Genomic DNA, 12,948 nt, shown 5'->3' on the forward strand with positions numbered 1-12,948 from the left:
GACGCACCGGCAGTCCGGGGCGGGCCGGTCACCAGCGGCCCGGTTCGCTGCCGGTGACCGGCTCGGACGGTGCGCCGTCCACTCCGACCGGTACGTCACCGGCGAGCATCACCCGGTGCATGATCCGCGGGTGGCCGAGGTGGGCGCTGTCGCCGGGTGCCAGGTGGATGGTGGCCCGGTTGTCCCAGAAGGCCACGCTGCCCGGCTCCCAGCGGAACCGGACCGTGTACTCGGGCCGGACCGCCTGCTCGAGCAGCATCTCCAGGATCGCCGCGCTCTCCGCCCGGGAGAGGCCCTCGATCTGCTCGACGTAGTAGCCGTTGACGAACAGCACCCGCTCACCGGTCTCGGGGTGGACGCGTACCAGCGGGTGGACGGTGGCGATCTGGTGGCCCATCAGATGGCGTACGTACGCGTCGTCCCCGGGCCGCGGCTGGTAGCCGACCCCGAGCCGGTGCTCGGCGCGCAGCCCGTCGACGAAGGCGCGCACCGGCGCCGACAGCCCGGCGTACGCGGCTGCCAGGTTGGCCCAGGTGGTGTCGCCGCCGTACGGCGGTACGGTCTCGGCGCGCAGGATCGTCGCGGCCGGCGGGTCGACGCGTGCGCCGTGGTCGCAGTGCCAGCCGCGCAGCAGCGTGTGCCGGCGCCGCCGCAGCCACTCCTCGTGGTCCATGCCGAACCGCCCGCCCAGCTCCAGCCGGTCGGCGGTGGTCTCCACCTCGGGCACGTCGGCCGGTGAGGCGCCGCCGCGCCGCCGCAGGACCACCGGCTCACCGAAACGGCGGGCGAGGGCCACGTGGGAGGCGTGGTCCAGCCGCTGCCCGCGGAAGAACACCACCTTCCAGCGCAGCACCGCCGCGCGGATCTCCGCGGCGACGGTGTCGTCGAACTCCCCGGCCAGATCCACTCCGGTGATCTCGGCCCCGATGTATCCGGCGACGGGCCTGACCTCGATCCCACCGGTCCGCCGCCCACCCGCTGTGCCCGTGTCCGTCGTCATCCCCGCGCTCCGAAATGGTCGTCGTAACGGTCTGCGCCGATCGTGTCAGCGTTTTCCGTCCGCGGCGACAGGGCCTCCCCTGCCCGCGGGCTGACGCCGGGGACCCTTTCAGGGGAAAGTGCCGGGCGACGCGCGTGGGGGCGGGTCGGTTCGTCGACATCTCTGCCGTGACCCTGCCGCTGATCCCGCCCATGCTCGCCACGCCCGGTTCCCTCCCGCCGGCCGCCCAGGACGCGCGGTGGGCGTACGAGACGAAGCAGGACGGCCAACGCGTGGTGGCGTATCTGCCCGGGGACGGCGGGCTGCTGCTGCGGGCCCGCTCCGGCGAGGACATCACGGCCGCCTACCCCGAACTGCGGCCCCTCGGCCAGGTGCTCGGGGCCACGCCGGCGATCCTGGACGGCGAGGTGCTGGCGCTGGACGAGCGGGGCCGGGCGAGCTTCCAGCTGCTCCAGGGGCGCATGGGGCTGGCGCACGCCCCCGGCAGGGCGGCGCGCCGGGCCGCACGGATCCCCGTCCACCTCGTGCTCTTCGACGTGCTGCACCTGGGCGCGCACCCGCTGCTCGCGCTCCCCTACCTCCGGCGCCGCGAGCGGTTGGAGGATCTCGGCCTGACGGGTCCGTACTGGTCGACGCCCTCGGCGGTCGTCGGCCACGGCGCCGAGGCCCTGGCCGCCACCCGCGAGCACGGCCTCGAGGGCCTGGTCTGCAAGCGGCTGGACTCGGTGTACGAACCGGGGGTGCGCTCCCGGGCCTGGATCAAGATCCGCAACATGCGCAGCGAGGACGTCCTCGTGGGCGGCTGGCTGCCCGGCAAGGGGCGGCTGACGGGCCTGCCGGGCGCCGTCCTGATGGGCCGGTTCGCGGGCGGGCGGCTGCGCTACGTCGGCAGTGTGGGGACCGGCTGGAGCGAGGCGGAGCGGTCCGAGCTCGCCGCGCTGCTGGCGGCCCTGGCGACGGATGCGTGCCCCTTCGACCCCGTGCCGGCGGTGCGCGGGGCGCACTGGGTGCTGCCGCGCCTGGTCGGCGAGGTCCGCTACAGCGTGCGCACGCGGGCGGGGATGCTGCGCCAGCCCTCCTGGCTGCGGCTGCGCCCCGACCTCACACCGGAGGAGGCCGCCGTGGTCGACCCGCCCGAAGATCCGGAGAGGTGACGGGACGTCAACTTCCGTACACCGGACCGTCCTGAACCGCACGGGCCGCCCGTACCGAGGTCTAGGGTGTCCCGCATGTCCGTCCCCGAACTGATCCGTATCGTCTCCCGCGACTCCCCCATGGCACTCGCGCAGGTGGAACGCGTCCGCGCCGAACTGGCCGCCGCGCACCCCGGTGTGCGCACCGAGGTGGTCCCGGTGCGCACCACCGGCGACAAGTGGCTGGGCGATCTGTCCGCGGTCGAGGGCAAGGGCGCCTTCACCAAGGAGGTCGACGCCGCGCTGCTGGCCGGCGAGGCGGACCTCGCGGTGCACTGCCTGAAGGACGTGCCCGCCGACCGGCCGCTGCCGGCCGGCACGACGTTCGCCGCGTTCCTGAAGCGGGACGACGTCCGTGACGCCCTCGTCCACCCGGGCGGGCTCACCCTGGACCGGCTTCCGGCCGGTACCCGCGTCGGCACGTCCGCGGTGCGCCGTGTCGCCCAGCTCGCGGCGACCCACCCGCACCTCGAGTGCGTGCCGTTCCGCGGCAACGCCAACCGGCGGCTGGAGAAGCTGGCCGCGGGCGAGGCGGACGCGCTCCTGCTCGCCGCGTCCGGCCTGGAGCGCATCGGGCGCGCGGACCTCATCAGCGAGGTGCTGTCCCCGGAGGCGATGATGCCGCCGATCGGGGCGGGCATCCTCGCCCTGCAGTGCCGGGAGGGCGACGGCGAACTCATCGAGGCGGTCGGGCCGCTCGGCGACCCCGGCACCCATCGCGCGGCCACCGCGGAACGCACGTTCCTGCATGTGCTCCAGGGGCACTGCAACAGCCCGATCGCCGGGTACGCGCAGGTCGACCGGGGTGGGGAACTCTCGCTGCGCGCCTGCGTGTTCACCCCCGACGGCAAGATCCGGCTGAACGCCCACGAGTGGGCGGGCCGGCTGGACGCGGCCACGCTCGGCACGTCGGTCGCCGTCGCCCTGCTCCGCCAGGGCGCCCGGGAGATCATCGACGGGATCCCGCACTGAGGACGGGGGCGGCGGAGTGCGGCGCGGCGGAGGCCTCCGGGCGTACGGCGGGGCGGCGGGTCAGCCCGCGGTGCCCGGTCCTGCCTGGTCGCGCAGGAAGGTACTGATCTGGTGGGCCAGCCCGCCCTGCCCGGCGGTCGCGTGCGTGCCGGCTGCGGCGGACTCCTCGTGCCCGTCGACGCAGCCGGTCCACAGCGCGCGGGAGGTCCACTCCTCGTCGACCCGCAGCTGGATCTGCGCGTCGATCTGGGACAGGGCCGCCTCCGGCCCCGCCGCGTACAGCACCGCCGTGACCCGGCGCAGCGGATAGACGTCGTAGCCCTCGATGAACTGCGAGTTGCGCCAGTCGACGAACGCGCCCTCGCCGTCGGGGCCGAGCCGCACGTCGATCTGCCCGTCCTCCAGGTGGACGCAGAAACGCCGTGTGCCGCGGTTCTCCACGGTGACGCGGAGGCGGAAGTACGTCAGCCCCTCGGCGGCGTCGTCGCGTCCCCGCGGCGGCTCGGACCGCTCCAGTCGGTGGACGCGGACTCGCAGACCGGCATGCTCCTCGTACTCCTGCCAGTCCCCGACCACGTTCGGCTCGTACACAATGCACCTCTCGACTTCCAAGAGCTGCTTCCTATCCGCGCGCTCAGCGCACTGTCAAATGTGCGGAATGCGCCGTGGCCGGGGAATTCGCCGCCTTTGATCGCTGATCAAGCCGTGGGCAGCGGGAATTCGCCGACGGGCCGTCGAGGCGGTCCGCCGGGCGTGCCGCACATCACTTCGACGGGCGGCACCGTGGGCGGTCCGCCGGGCGCCGTCAGCGGGCCAGCCGGCCGAGCAGGGCGGAGGCCGCGGCGATGCCGAGCGCGGCGGCCACCACGAGGACGGCGAAGTCGGCGGCCAGGTGCGCGGGGGTGCCCAGCAGCAGCCCGCGCAGGGCGTCGACCTGGTAGCTCAGCGGGTTGACCTTGCTGACGGCCTGGAGCCAGCCGGGCATGACGGCGACCGGGTACAGGGCGTTGGAACCGAAGAACAGCGGCATCGTGATCGCCTGCCCGATGCCCATCAGCCGGTCGCGGCTGAGCACGATGCCGGCGATGGTCATCGACAGGCAGGAGAAGAACGCCGAGCCGAGGACGACGGCCGCGGCGACACCGAGCAGCCGCAGCGGGTTCCAGGTCAGCGCCACGCCGAGCAGGGCGGCGATGGCGATCACGACGATCGCCTGGATCAGCGCCTTCACCCCGGCGGCGAACGCCTTGCCGGTGACCAGGGCGGAGCGTGGGGTCGGGGTGACCAGGAGCTTGTTGAGGACGCCCACGTCGCGCTCCCAGATGATCTGGATGCCGTAGAAGATCGCGATGAACATGGCGGACTGGGCGATGATGCCCGGGGCCATGAAGTCGATGTACGGGATGCCGCCGGTGGGGATCGCCCGGATGCGGGTGAAGGTCTGACCGAAGATCAGCAGCCACAGGGCGGGCTGCACCGCGCGCGTGTAGAGCTCGGTGCGGTCGTGGCGGAGCTTCTGGAGTTCCACCGCGCACATGGCGAGGACCCGGGCGGGCAGCAGCCGCCAGCCGGCACGGGGTTGCGGCGGCCGCAGCAGCAGGCCGATGTCGTCGGCGCGGACGGCGTCAGCCGACGCGGTGCGCGGTGCGGCGGGTGCTTCGGACATCGCGGAAGTCTCCTGAGGTGTCGTCGAGGCCGCTGCCGGCCACGTCCCGGAAGACGTCCTCCAGCGTGGGCAGCGGGTCCTTGGCCGGGGCGCCCTGGGCACGGCGGCGCTCACCGAGCCCTTCGCGCAGCTCGGCCGGGGTGCCGAGGGCCCGGATGCGGCCGCGGTGCATCAGGGCGACCCGGTCGCAGTACGTGTCGGCCTCGTCCATGTAGTGGGTGGTCACCAGGACCGTCATGCCGGTCGCGGCGCGGACGGCGCCGATGTGCTCCCACACCCCGGTGCGGGCGATCGGGTCGAGCCCGATCGTCGGCTCGTCGAGGATCAGCAGGCGGGGTGAGCTGACCAGGGCCTGGGCGAGTTCGAGGCGGCGGACCATGCCGCCCGAGTAGGTGTTCGCCAGGCGGTCGGCGGCGTCGGCCAGACCGACCGCGGCCAGCGCCTGGGCGACCCGGTCGGCGCGTTCGCGGCGCGGTACGTCGAAGACGCGGGCGAACAGGGTGACGTTCTCCCGGCCGGTGAGGGCGGCGTCGGCGGACAGCTGCTGCGGGACGTAGCCCAGCATGCGGCGTACCTGCATGCGTTCGGCGGCGGCGTCGTGGCCGAAGACGCTGACCATGCCGGAGGGGACCGGCAGGAGGGTGGTGATGCAGCGGATCGCCGTGGTCTTCCCGGCGCCGTTGGGCCCGAGCAGCCCGAACACCTCGCCCGGGCGGACGGACAGGTCCACTCCGTCGACGGCGTTGGTGTCGCCGAAGGAGTAGGCGAGCCGGGCGCAGGCGACCGCGTCCGCGTTCGCGACAGGCTCGGCTACGGCGTTCCGGGTCATGGGCGGTCGGCCTCCTCGCGCAGGTTCTCTGCCAGTCTGCGCAGGGCGGGGATCGCCCCGCGCAGCGCGTCCCGGTCCTTCCCGTCGAGCCGGTCCACCAGACGGCGTACGAGGGCGGCGCGGCGTTCCCGCCAGTCGCGCAGGCGGGTTCCGGCGGCCTCCGTCAGCAGCAGGCGCGCGGCCCGCCGGTCGGCGGGGTCCGTCTCACGGATCAACTGACCGTCCCGGACGAGCCGGTTGACCAGTGTCGAGACGGAGTTGCCCGCCAGGTGCAGTTCCTTGGCGGCCTCCGAGACGCCTATGCCGGGACGGCTCTCGACCAGGCGCAGCAGCTCGATCTCGGCGCCGCGCGGACGGGTCACGGTCATCCCGTCGCGCAGCCGGCGGCGGATCAGCCGCTGGACGCCGACGAGGGCGTCGGCCAGCTCTTCGGGGAAGGTCTCCGGTGTCACCTCTGCGACGTTACCTCTGTAGCAGAGGTAATAACCCCAAAAGCCGGTCAAGGATGGCGCGGACGCCGGGCCGGACCCGCATTCCCACCGCCATGGAAATGCGCGCATTTCCTCCGGTGGCGATTCTCCGGAATCTGGACAACAATTGAGATTCGTGCGGTCGCATATCGTCACCGCATTCCCGGAACAGTTGCGAAATCGCCGACTTCGGGAATCCCGAGTCCAGTGCTTCGGACAGGAGGCACGTCCGTGGGAGCCGGCGCGCCGGGCCCCGATGCTCATCCCCTAGGTCCGAGCCCCGCCCCTCCCAAGGTGTCCGTCCATCCAGCACCTGCTGAGGGAGGCGCAGCGCATGCGTACCACCGGCAGAACGAAGACCCATCCGCATGACGACGCCCCCGACACCGCCGAGGCGTTCGAGCGGCTCTCCCGTATGCCCGAGGGCGCCGAGCGCAAGGCGCTGAGGGACGAGCTGGTCCAGGTGTGGCTGCCCATGGCCGAGCGGATCGCCGTGCGGTTCCGCGGGCGCGGCGAGGCCCTGGAGGATCTGTACCAGGTCGCCGCGCTGGGTCTGGTCAAGGCCGTCGACCACTACGATCCGGCGCGCGGCTACGCGTTCGAGGCGTATGCCGTGCCGACGGTCACCGGGGAGATCAAGCGGCACTTCCGCGACCACATGTGGACGCTGCACGTGCCGCGCCGGGTCCAGGATCTGCGCAACCGGGTGCGGCGCGCCACGAAGGAGCTGGCGCAGACCACGCCCGGCCGGGCGCCGACCGTGGCCGAGATCGCCGAGTACGCGCACCTGAGCGTGAGCGACGTGCACACCGGGATGGAGGCCCTGGACTGCTTCGCCGCGCTGTCCCTGGAGGCGGAGGTCCCCGGTACGGACGGCTACGCGCTCGGCGACGGGCTGGGTGAGGCCGACGCGCGGTTCGACCTGGTCGTGGACCGGGTGGCGGTCAGGCCCTGCCTGGAGGCGCTGCCCGAACGGGAACGCACCATCCTGTACCTCAGATTCTTCCGTGGCATGACGCAGAGCCGGATCGCGCAGCAGCTGGGCATCTCGCAGATGCATGTCTCGCGCCTGCTCAGCGGGTGTTTCGCCCAGCTGCGTGAGGAACTGCTCACGGAAGCCGGTTGAGCGGCGCCGCGCCGCGCCGTCCGCGCGCCGGCCGTCACGGAGGCCGCTCCGTTTCGGCGGCGCGCGGCGGGTACTCGGCAGGCGCCTTCCGCGCGCCGGTCGGACACTGGTGTCAGGCTGGTGGAAACCGGTCTGACTCGACCAGGACGGGCCATGAACCACGACAGGACACCTTCCGGCAGTTCCCCCGACGTCGTCTCCACGCACTCGGTGTGCGGCGCGCCCTGCTGGGTGAGCCTGACCAGCCGCGATCTTCAGGCAACGGAGGATTTCTACCAGGCGGTGCTGGGCTGGGAGTGGCGGCCGGCCAGACTCGGCGACCACTTCCGCATCGCGCTCGCGGACGGCGCCCCGGTCGCGGGGATCGGCGCGGTGGCGGGCATGTGGCAGATGGCGGTCGCCTGGACGCCGTACTTCGCGGTGCCGAGCGCGGACCAGGCCGTCGCGCGGGTGCAGGAGCGCGGCGGTACGGCCGCGGTCGGGCCGATCTCGTTTCCGCCGGGGCGGGCGGCGCTGCTGGCGGACCGGGACGGGGCGACCTTCGGGATCTGGGAGGGTGACCTCTTCACGGACTGGGAGACCTGGCGCAAGGCCGCGCCGGCCTTCATCAGGCTGCACACGCGCGACGCGTTCGACGCGGCCATCTTCTACGGCGAGGTGCTGGACTGGGCCTCGCGGCGGCCCGGCTGCTGCGAGGTCCGCTACGAGGGCGACGAGGTGGTGCTGCGCAGCCACGGCGAGGTCGTGGCGCGCATCGAGTCCGGCGCGCTGGAGGCGGCGCCCGACCCCTCGATCCGCCCGCACTGGCAGATCCATTTCCGCGTCGCCGACGTCGCCGCCTGCGCCCGCGCCGCCGAGGCCCACGGCGGCAGCGTCCTGCGCGAGGGCCCCGACGAGGCCGTGCTCCGCGACCGGGACGGCGCGCAGTTCACGGTGACGTCCCGCCGCGAGGCCTGAGCGCCGGAGGCGTTCACCGGCGCGGACGACGACGTGGAGGATGGGCTTCCTGCCGGTTGCCTCTCACCGGTGTTCCGTGGATCCGGCCTCCGGCACCAGTGGCCCGTACCCGGCTGCGCCGGCGCAAGTTCGGCGGCCCGGTGAAGCTGACCGAGCCCCGCGAGCGTGAGGTCTGGATGTCGCAGAAGGCGGGACCGGTGATCGGTGAGCTGCTGCGGGAGACGGTGATGCCGCCGCAGACCGCGGCCGCCTTCTACAAGGCCGCGGCGAGGATCCCCGGCGTGACCGTGGACTCCGACGCGGTGGACGCGGCCGGTCGGCACGGAATCGGAGTGGCCCGCGACAACACCCGCACCGGTGACCGCACCACCTGGATCTTCGACTCGACCACCCTGGAGTACCTGGGCGAACGGAGCTACCTCATCAGGGACACCTCCATGGGCAGGAAAGGCACCCTGACCAACAAGTCGGCGGTCCTGGAGCGCGGTCGTCGACGCCCTCCGCGAGAGGCCGTCGACCAAGAAGTCGTCGACGACGACCTGACCCCGGCATACGCCCTCGTCAGCGACGGGTCTTCGGGGGGCGGGACAGGAGGATCAGGCTGCGGGGGTCCGTGCGGAGGATGGCGGTGGGCTTGTGCTCGGATTCGTCCGGGGGGTCGGCGGGGTCGGCCGTGTCCAGGAGGGTGGTCCACCGGTCGCCGTACGCGGGGCCGGGCAGGCGGAAGTCGACCGGTTCCCAGTAGCCGTTGAACAGCAGCAGGAAGGAGTCGTCCACCAGGGGGCGGCCCTGCCGGTCGGGCTCGGCGATGGCGTCGCCGTTCAGGAAGACCGCGACGGAGTGCGCGTCGGAACGCTGCCAGTCCTCGTCCGTCATCTCGCGGCCGTCCGGCAGCAGCCACACCAGGTCCGGCAGCGGCTGGTCGGACCGGGTCGCCGTCTCCCCCTGGAAGAAGCGGCGCCGGCGCAGCACGGGATGGGCGGCGCGCAGTGCGATCAAATACCGCGTGAAGTCGGTGAGTTCCCGCTGCCCGTCGGTCAGCCGCCAGTCGATCCAGGAGACCTCGCTGTCCTGGCAGTAGGCATTGTTGTTGCCGCCCTGGGTGCGTCCCAGTTCGTCGCCGTGGCACAGCATCGGGATGCCCTGTGAAAGGAGCAACGTGGCAAGGAAGTTGCGCTGCTGGCGGGCCCGCAGTTCCAGGACGGCCGGGTCGCCGGTCGCCCCCTCGGCCCCGCAGTTCCAGGACCGGTTGGCGCTCTCGCCGTCCCTGTTGCCCTCCCCGTTGGCCTCGTTGTGCTTGTCGTTGTAGGACACCAGGTCCCGCAGGGTGAACCCGTCGTGCGCGGTCACGAAGTTGACGCTGGCGCGCGGCCTGCGCCGGTTGTGGGCGTACAGGTCGGCGGAGCCGGTCAGCCGGGAGGCGAACTCACCGAGCGTGTGCTCCTCGCCGCGCCAGAAGTCCCGTACGGCGTCGCGGTACAGGCCGTTCCACTCCGACCACAGCGGCGGGAAGTTGCCCACCTGGTAGCCGCCCTCGCCGACGTCCCACGGCTCCGCGATCAGCTTCACCCGGCTGATCACCGGGTCCTGCTGGATCAGGTCGAAGAACGCCGACAGCCGGTCCACCTCGTGGAACTGCCGGGCCAGCGTGGCCGCGAGGTCGAAACGGAAGCCGTCGACACGCATCTCGGTGACCCAGTATCGCAGCGAGTCCATGATCAGTTGCAGGACGTAGGGGTGGCGCATCAGCAGGCTGTTGCCGGTGCCCGTGGTGTCGTAGTAATGCGCCCAGTCCCCGTCGACCAGGCGGTAGTACGAGGCGTTGTCGATGCCCCGGAAGGACAGGGTCGGGCCCTTCTCGTTGCCCTCGGCGGTGTGGTTGTAGACGACGTCGAGGATCACCTCCAGTCCGGCCGCGTGCAGTGCCTTGACCATCGACTTGAACTCGGCGACCTGCTGCCCGCGCGTCCCGCCTGCGGCATAGCCGTTGTGCGGGGCGAAGAAGCCGATGGTGTTGTAGCCCCAGTAGTTGGAAAGGCCCCGGCCCTGGAGCACGCCGTCGTGCACGAACTGGTGGACCGGCATCAGCTCGACCGCCGTCACACCCAGCGAGGTCAGGTGCTCGATCACCGCCGGGTGCGCCAACCCCGCGTAGGTGCCGCGCAGTTCGCGCGGCACCGCCGGATGGGTGCGGGTCAGGCCGCGTACGTGGGCCTCGTAGATCACGGTGTCGGAGTACGCCCGCCGCGGCGGACGGTCGTCGCCCCAGTCGAAGGCCGGGTCGGTCACCACGCCCAGCATGGTGTGCCCGGCGCTGTCGGCCGGGTCGGGACCGTGCGCGGCACGCTCGTACAGCGAGGGGTGGTTGTCGATCTGCCCGTCCACCGCCGTGGCATAGGGGTCGAGGAGCAGTTTCCTCGGGTTGCAGCGGTGTCCGGCGGACGGGTGCCAGGGCCCGTGCACCCGGTACCCGTAGCGCTGCCCCGGCCCGACACCGGGCAGATAGCCGTGCCACACGAAGCCGTCGGCCTCGGTCAGGGGCACCCCGCGATGGGTGCCGGCGTCGTCCACCAGGACGAGGTCGACACGCTCGGCCACCTCGCTGAACAGCGCGAAGTTGGTGCCCTTCCCGTCGTACACCGCCCCCAGCGGATAGGGGTACCCGCTCCACACGGGTACCCCTTTCCGGCGCTTGCGCCCGGTCATGGGGCCGCTTCCAGCAGGGCCTGCGGCCCGCTGAGCGGAGAGGCCAGAGCCGCGACCGGCAGCTCGCGCGGTGTCCGCAGCCCCTCGCGCAGGGTCGGGGCCGGAGCCGTCGGGACCAGCGGGACACGCACCCCGGCGCGGGCCCGCTGCGAGAACCAGATGACCTTGCTGCCGGTCGCGGCGGCACAGCAGCCCCAGCCGTCGCTGGTCGCCGCGATACGGGCCAGGCAGCCGCGCAGGTCCTGGTCGGGGCGCAGGTCGTGGTTGTTCTCCGCGACGGCGGTGATCAGGTGCTGGCCGGTCCACCACATCTCGATCGAGGTGTGCTTGTCGGTGGCGTGCTCGTCAATGGCCTTCAGCAGCATCTCGGCGCCCCCGCAAACGGGTTCGACGAGGTCCTCCAGGTCCCAGAAACGCAGGTGCGCGGCCAGGATGCGCCTCACCTGCCCGACCCGTTCCGGGCTGACTTCCACGTCGAGGTGGTAGTAACAGGGCACTGCGGTCTTCATCGTCGTTGGCTCCTCACCGGCGAGGCCCACGCTCCTCTCCCGCATGCCGCGAGAGGAGCCCCGAACACGAAGCGTGAGCGAGTGTTGCCTCTGAGTAGGATCAACAGTGCGCGCGCTACGCCATCCGTGCAACACGAGCAGGTCAGCGGCCTTGTTGAAGTTCCAACAGGACGCTGTGTCGTTGAACGTGCACCATGAGTGAAGTCTCGAGCGCCGTCAACGGGACCGCTGCCCACGCGTGCGCGGTCGCCGCCCCGGTTGTCGGGGGAACGAGCCCATCGAGCGCATCCGAAAGGTGAATGGCGCCATGCTGCTACCCGCCAAAGCCGAAGTCGCCCGGCATCTTCGCCGCTACCGGGCGTGGGAACGCGCGATGCTCGCGTCACCGGACGACCGCCGGGTGCGGTCCACTTTCGAGGATTCCGGCTACACCCTGTGCGTGCTGATGGGTAAACGGTGCGCCCGGGAGGCCGCGGACGCCGCCGAGCGTTATCTGTGCACCAGCCTCGTCACCTACCTGCGGGAGCAGAGCGGCCGGCCGCACCGGAACGCCGTGCCTCGGCGGGGCCCGCCGAAGGCGGCCCAGAAGCGTTCCCGCGCCGGACGGTAGGCCCCCGCCCGGCACGACCCGATCCCCGGCCGGGTGCGAGCCCGGCCTCGAGCACGGTGGAGGTGACACCCATGAGTTCGACCCCGAGCCAGGCCTCGAGTCCCGCATCGAGCACGGCCTTCGGTCCCGCCTTCGGTCATGCCCCGGCGATCGGCCGCATCCCGGTGCGGGACGTCCGTCCGGCCGTCGACGGCGGCAGGCGGGCGGCCAAGGCGGTCGTGGGTGAGACGTTCCCTGTCACCGCCACCGTGTTCCGCGAGGGCCACGACGCCGTGGCGGCGAACGTGGTGCTGACGGATCCGGAGGGCCGGCCGGGCCCGTGGACGCCGATGCGCGAACTGGCCCCCGGCACCGACCGCTGGGGCGCCACCGTGACGGCCGGCGCCCCAGGACACTGGACGTACCACGTCGAGGCCTGGGCGGACCCGGTCACCACCTGGCGGCACCACGCGCGGATCAAGGTCCCGGCCGGCATCGACGCCGGTCTCGTGCTGGAGGAGGGGGCCGCTCTGCACGCCCGGGCGGCGTCCGGAGTGCCCGAGGGGCCGGAGCGGGACACGCTGCTCGCCGCCGTGGCGGCGCTCCAGGACGACACGCTGCCGGTGATGACCCGGCTGGCGGCGGGGTTGACGCCGGAGGTGGACGCGGTCCTCGCCGGTCGTCCGCTGCGGGACCTGGTCACCGCCTCCGAGCCGCTGGCCCTCCTGGTCGAGCGGGAGCGGGCGCTGTTCGGGTCCTGGTACGAGTTCTTCCCCCGGTCCGAGGGCACCGTCGAGGAGCCGCACGGCACCTTCCGCACCGCCGCCCGCCGGCTGCCCGCGATCGCCGCGATGGGCTTCGACGTCGTCTACCTGCCCCCCATCCACCCCATCGGCACCACCTTCCGCAAGGGCCGCAACAACTCGCTGGA

Annotated in this window: 13 protein-coding genes and 1 pseudogene; 7 read left to right on the forward strand and 7 right to left on the reverse strand. The window is 72.5% G+C overall.

All coding sequences use genetic code 11. The annotated features are described in order from the left end of the window. Positions 1 to 28 precede the first annotated feature (28 nt). Entirely contained in the window at positions 29 to 1,000 is a 972-nt protein-coding gene (locus ACIP4X_RS19645) for a TauD/TfdA family dioxygenase (protein ID WP_358738209.1), read from the reverse strand. Positions 1,001 to 1,167: 167 nt separating this feature from the next. Between ACIP4X_RS19645 and ACIP4X_RS19650 the strand changes: the two genes are divergently transcribed. Beyond that, positions 1,168 to 2,154, forward strand: coding sequence for an ATP-dependent DNA ligase (locus tag ACIP4X_RS19650; protein ID WP_358738211.1), 987 nt, complete (start codon positions 1,168 to 1,170; stop codon positions 2,152 to 2,154). 75 nt (positions 2,155 to 2,229) lie between these two features. Continuing rightward, positions 2,230 to 3,165 (forward strand): hydroxymethylbilane synthase, encoded by a 936-nt coding sequence (gene hemC / locus ACIP4X_RS19655; RefSeq protein WP_391455312.1) that lies wholly within the window; start codon positions 2,230 to 2,232, stop codon positions 3,163 to 3,165. A 60-nt stretch (positions 3,166 to 3,225) separates the two neighbouring features. Here the strand turns inward: hemC and ACIP4X_RS19660 are convergent, their stop codons facing one another. The 4 genes from ACIP4X_RS19660 to ACIP4X_RS19675 form a co-directional block, all read right to left on the reverse strand. Continuing rightward, positions 3,226 to 3,756 carry a hypothetical protein gene (locus ACIP4X_RS19660; protein WP_401349654.1) on the reverse strand — a complete coding sequence of 177 codons (531 nt, stop codon included), beginning with the start codon at positions 3,754 to 3,756 and terminating at the stop codon, positions 3,226 to 3,228. A gap of 214 nt (positions 3,757 to 3,970) precedes the next feature. Continuing rightward, the gene (locus ACIP4X_RS19665) at positions 3,971 to 4,831 is read right to left on the reverse strand and encodes an ABC transporter permease (RefSeq protein ID WP_358738217.1); all 861 of its coding nucleotides are present in this window, start codon (positions 4,829 to 4,831) and stop codon (positions 3,971 to 3,973) included. Then, on the reverse strand, positions 4,791 to 5,660 hold the full coding sequence (locus ACIP4X_RS19670) for an ATP-binding cassette domain-containing protein (protein WP_358738219.1): 870 nt from the start codon (positions 5,658 to 5,660) through the stop codon (positions 4,791 to 4,793). Before ACIP4X_RS19670 ends, ACIP4X_RS19665 begins: the two co-directional genes overlap by 41 nt. After that, positions 5,657 to 6,112 carry a MarR family transcriptional regulator gene (locus ACIP4X_RS19675; protein WP_358738221.1) on the reverse strand — a complete coding sequence of 152 codons (456 nt, stop codon included), beginning with the start codon at positions 6,110 to 6,112 and terminating at the stop codon, positions 5,657 to 5,659. The genes ACIP4X_RS19670 and ACIP4X_RS19675 overlap by 4 nt, the downstream gene beginning before the upstream one ends. 352 nt (positions 6,113 to 6,464) lie before the next feature. Between ACIP4X_RS19675 and ACIP4X_RS19680 the strand changes: the two genes are divergently transcribed. The 3 genes and pseudogenes from ACIP4X_RS19680 to ACIP4X_RS19690 form a co-directional block, all read left to right on the forward strand. Continuing rightward, positions 6,465 to 7,256: a SigB/SigF/SigG family RNA polymerase sigma factor gene (locus tag ACIP4X_RS19680; protein ID WP_358738223.1), complete on the forward strand. Its 792-nt coding sequence runs from the start codon at positions 6,465 to 6,467 to the stop codon at positions 7,254 to 7,256. Positions 7,257 to 7,409: 153 nt separating this feature from the next. Then, on the forward strand, positions 7,410 to 8,213 hold the full coding sequence (locus ACIP4X_RS19685; RefSeq protein WP_401349659.1) for a VOC family protein: 804 nt from the start codon (positions 7,410 to 7,412) through the stop codon (positions 8,211 to 8,213). 125 nt (positions 8,214 to 8,338) lie between these two features. Beyond that, positions 8,339 to 8,756, forward strand: a pseudogene (locus ACIP4X_RS19690) (hypothetical protein); the annotation flags it as partial. A gap of 18 nt (positions 8,757 to 8,774) precedes the next feature. Here ACIP4X_RS19690 and glgX read toward each other — a convergent pair. Then, on the reverse strand, positions 8,775 to 10,919 hold the full coding sequence (glgX, locus tag ACIP4X_RS19695) for a glycogen debranching protein GlgX (RefSeq protein ID WP_391455307.1): 2,145 nt from the start codon (positions 10,917 to 10,919) through the stop codon (positions 8,775 to 8,777). Then, positions 10,916 to 11,428 carry a pep a2 gene (locus tag ACIP4X_RS19700; protein WP_358738228.1) on the reverse strand — a complete coding sequence of 171 codons (513 nt, stop codon included), beginning with the start codon at positions 11,426 to 11,428 and terminating at the stop codon, positions 10,916 to 10,918. Before ACIP4X_RS19700 ends, glgX begins: the two co-directional genes overlap by 4 nt. Before the next feature lie 307 nt (positions 11,429 to 11,735). On the opposite strand from ACIP4X_RS19700, the gene ACIP4X_RS19705 reads away from it, so the two are divergent. Together ACIP4X_RS19705 and ACIP4X_RS19710 are read left to right on the forward strand one after the other, a co-directional pair. Then, entirely contained in the window at positions 11,736 to 12,038 is a 303-nt protein-coding gene (locus ACIP4X_RS19705) for a DUF5133 domain-containing protein (protein ID WP_358738230.1), read from the forward strand. Positions 12,039 to 12,109: 71 nt separating this feature from the next. Then, positions 12,110 to 12,948: maltotransferase domain-containing protein (locus ACIP4X_RS19710; RefSeq protein ID WP_401349663.1), on the forward strand; the 839-nt coding region annotated here is incomplete at its 3' end.

Source organism: Streptomyces sp. NPDC088817, from assembly GCF_044750345.1.
Lineage (GTDB): Bacteria > Actinomycetota > Actinomycetes > Streptomycetales > Streptomycetaceae > Streptomyces.

Bases quoted from the DNA above. Each gene is read 5' to 3' on its own strand.
- ACIP4X_RS19645 (WP_358738209.1), bottom strand. From the start codon at position 1,000: ATGACGACGGACACGGGCACAGCGGGTGGGCGGCGGACCGGTGGGATC.
- hemC (WP_391455312.1), top strand. From the start codon at position 2,230: ATGTCCGTCCCCGAACTGATCCGTATCGTCTCCCGCGACTCCCCCATG.
- ACIP4X_RS19665 (WP_358738217.1), bottom strand. From the start codon at position 4,831: ATGTCCGAAGCACCCGCCGCACCGCGCACCGCGTCGGCTGACGCCGTC.
- ACIP4X_RS19670 (WP_358738219.1), bottom strand. From the start codon at position 5,660: ATGACCCGGAACGCCGTAGCCGAGCCTGTCGCGAACGCGGACGCGGTC.
- ACIP4X_RS19680 (WP_358738223.1), top strand. From the start codon at position 6,465: ATGCGTACCACCGGCAGAACGAAGACCCATCCGCATGACGACGCCCCC.
- ACIP4X_RS19685 (WP_401349659.1), top strand. From the start codon at position 7,410: ATGAACCACGACAGGACACCTTCCGGCAGTTCCCCCGACGTCGTCTCC.
- glgX (WP_391455307.1), bottom strand. From the start codon at position 10,919: ATGACCGGGCGCAAGCGCCGGAAAGGGGTACCCGTGTGGAGCGGGTAC.
- ACIP4X_RS19700 (WP_358738228.1), bottom strand. From the start codon at position 11,428: ATGAAGACCGCAGTGCCCTGTTACTACCACCTCGACGTGGAAGTCAGC.
- ACIP4X_RS19705 (WP_358738230.1), top strand. From the start codon at position 11,736: ATGCTGCTACCCGCCAAAGCCGAAGTCGCCCGGCATCTTCGCCGCTAC.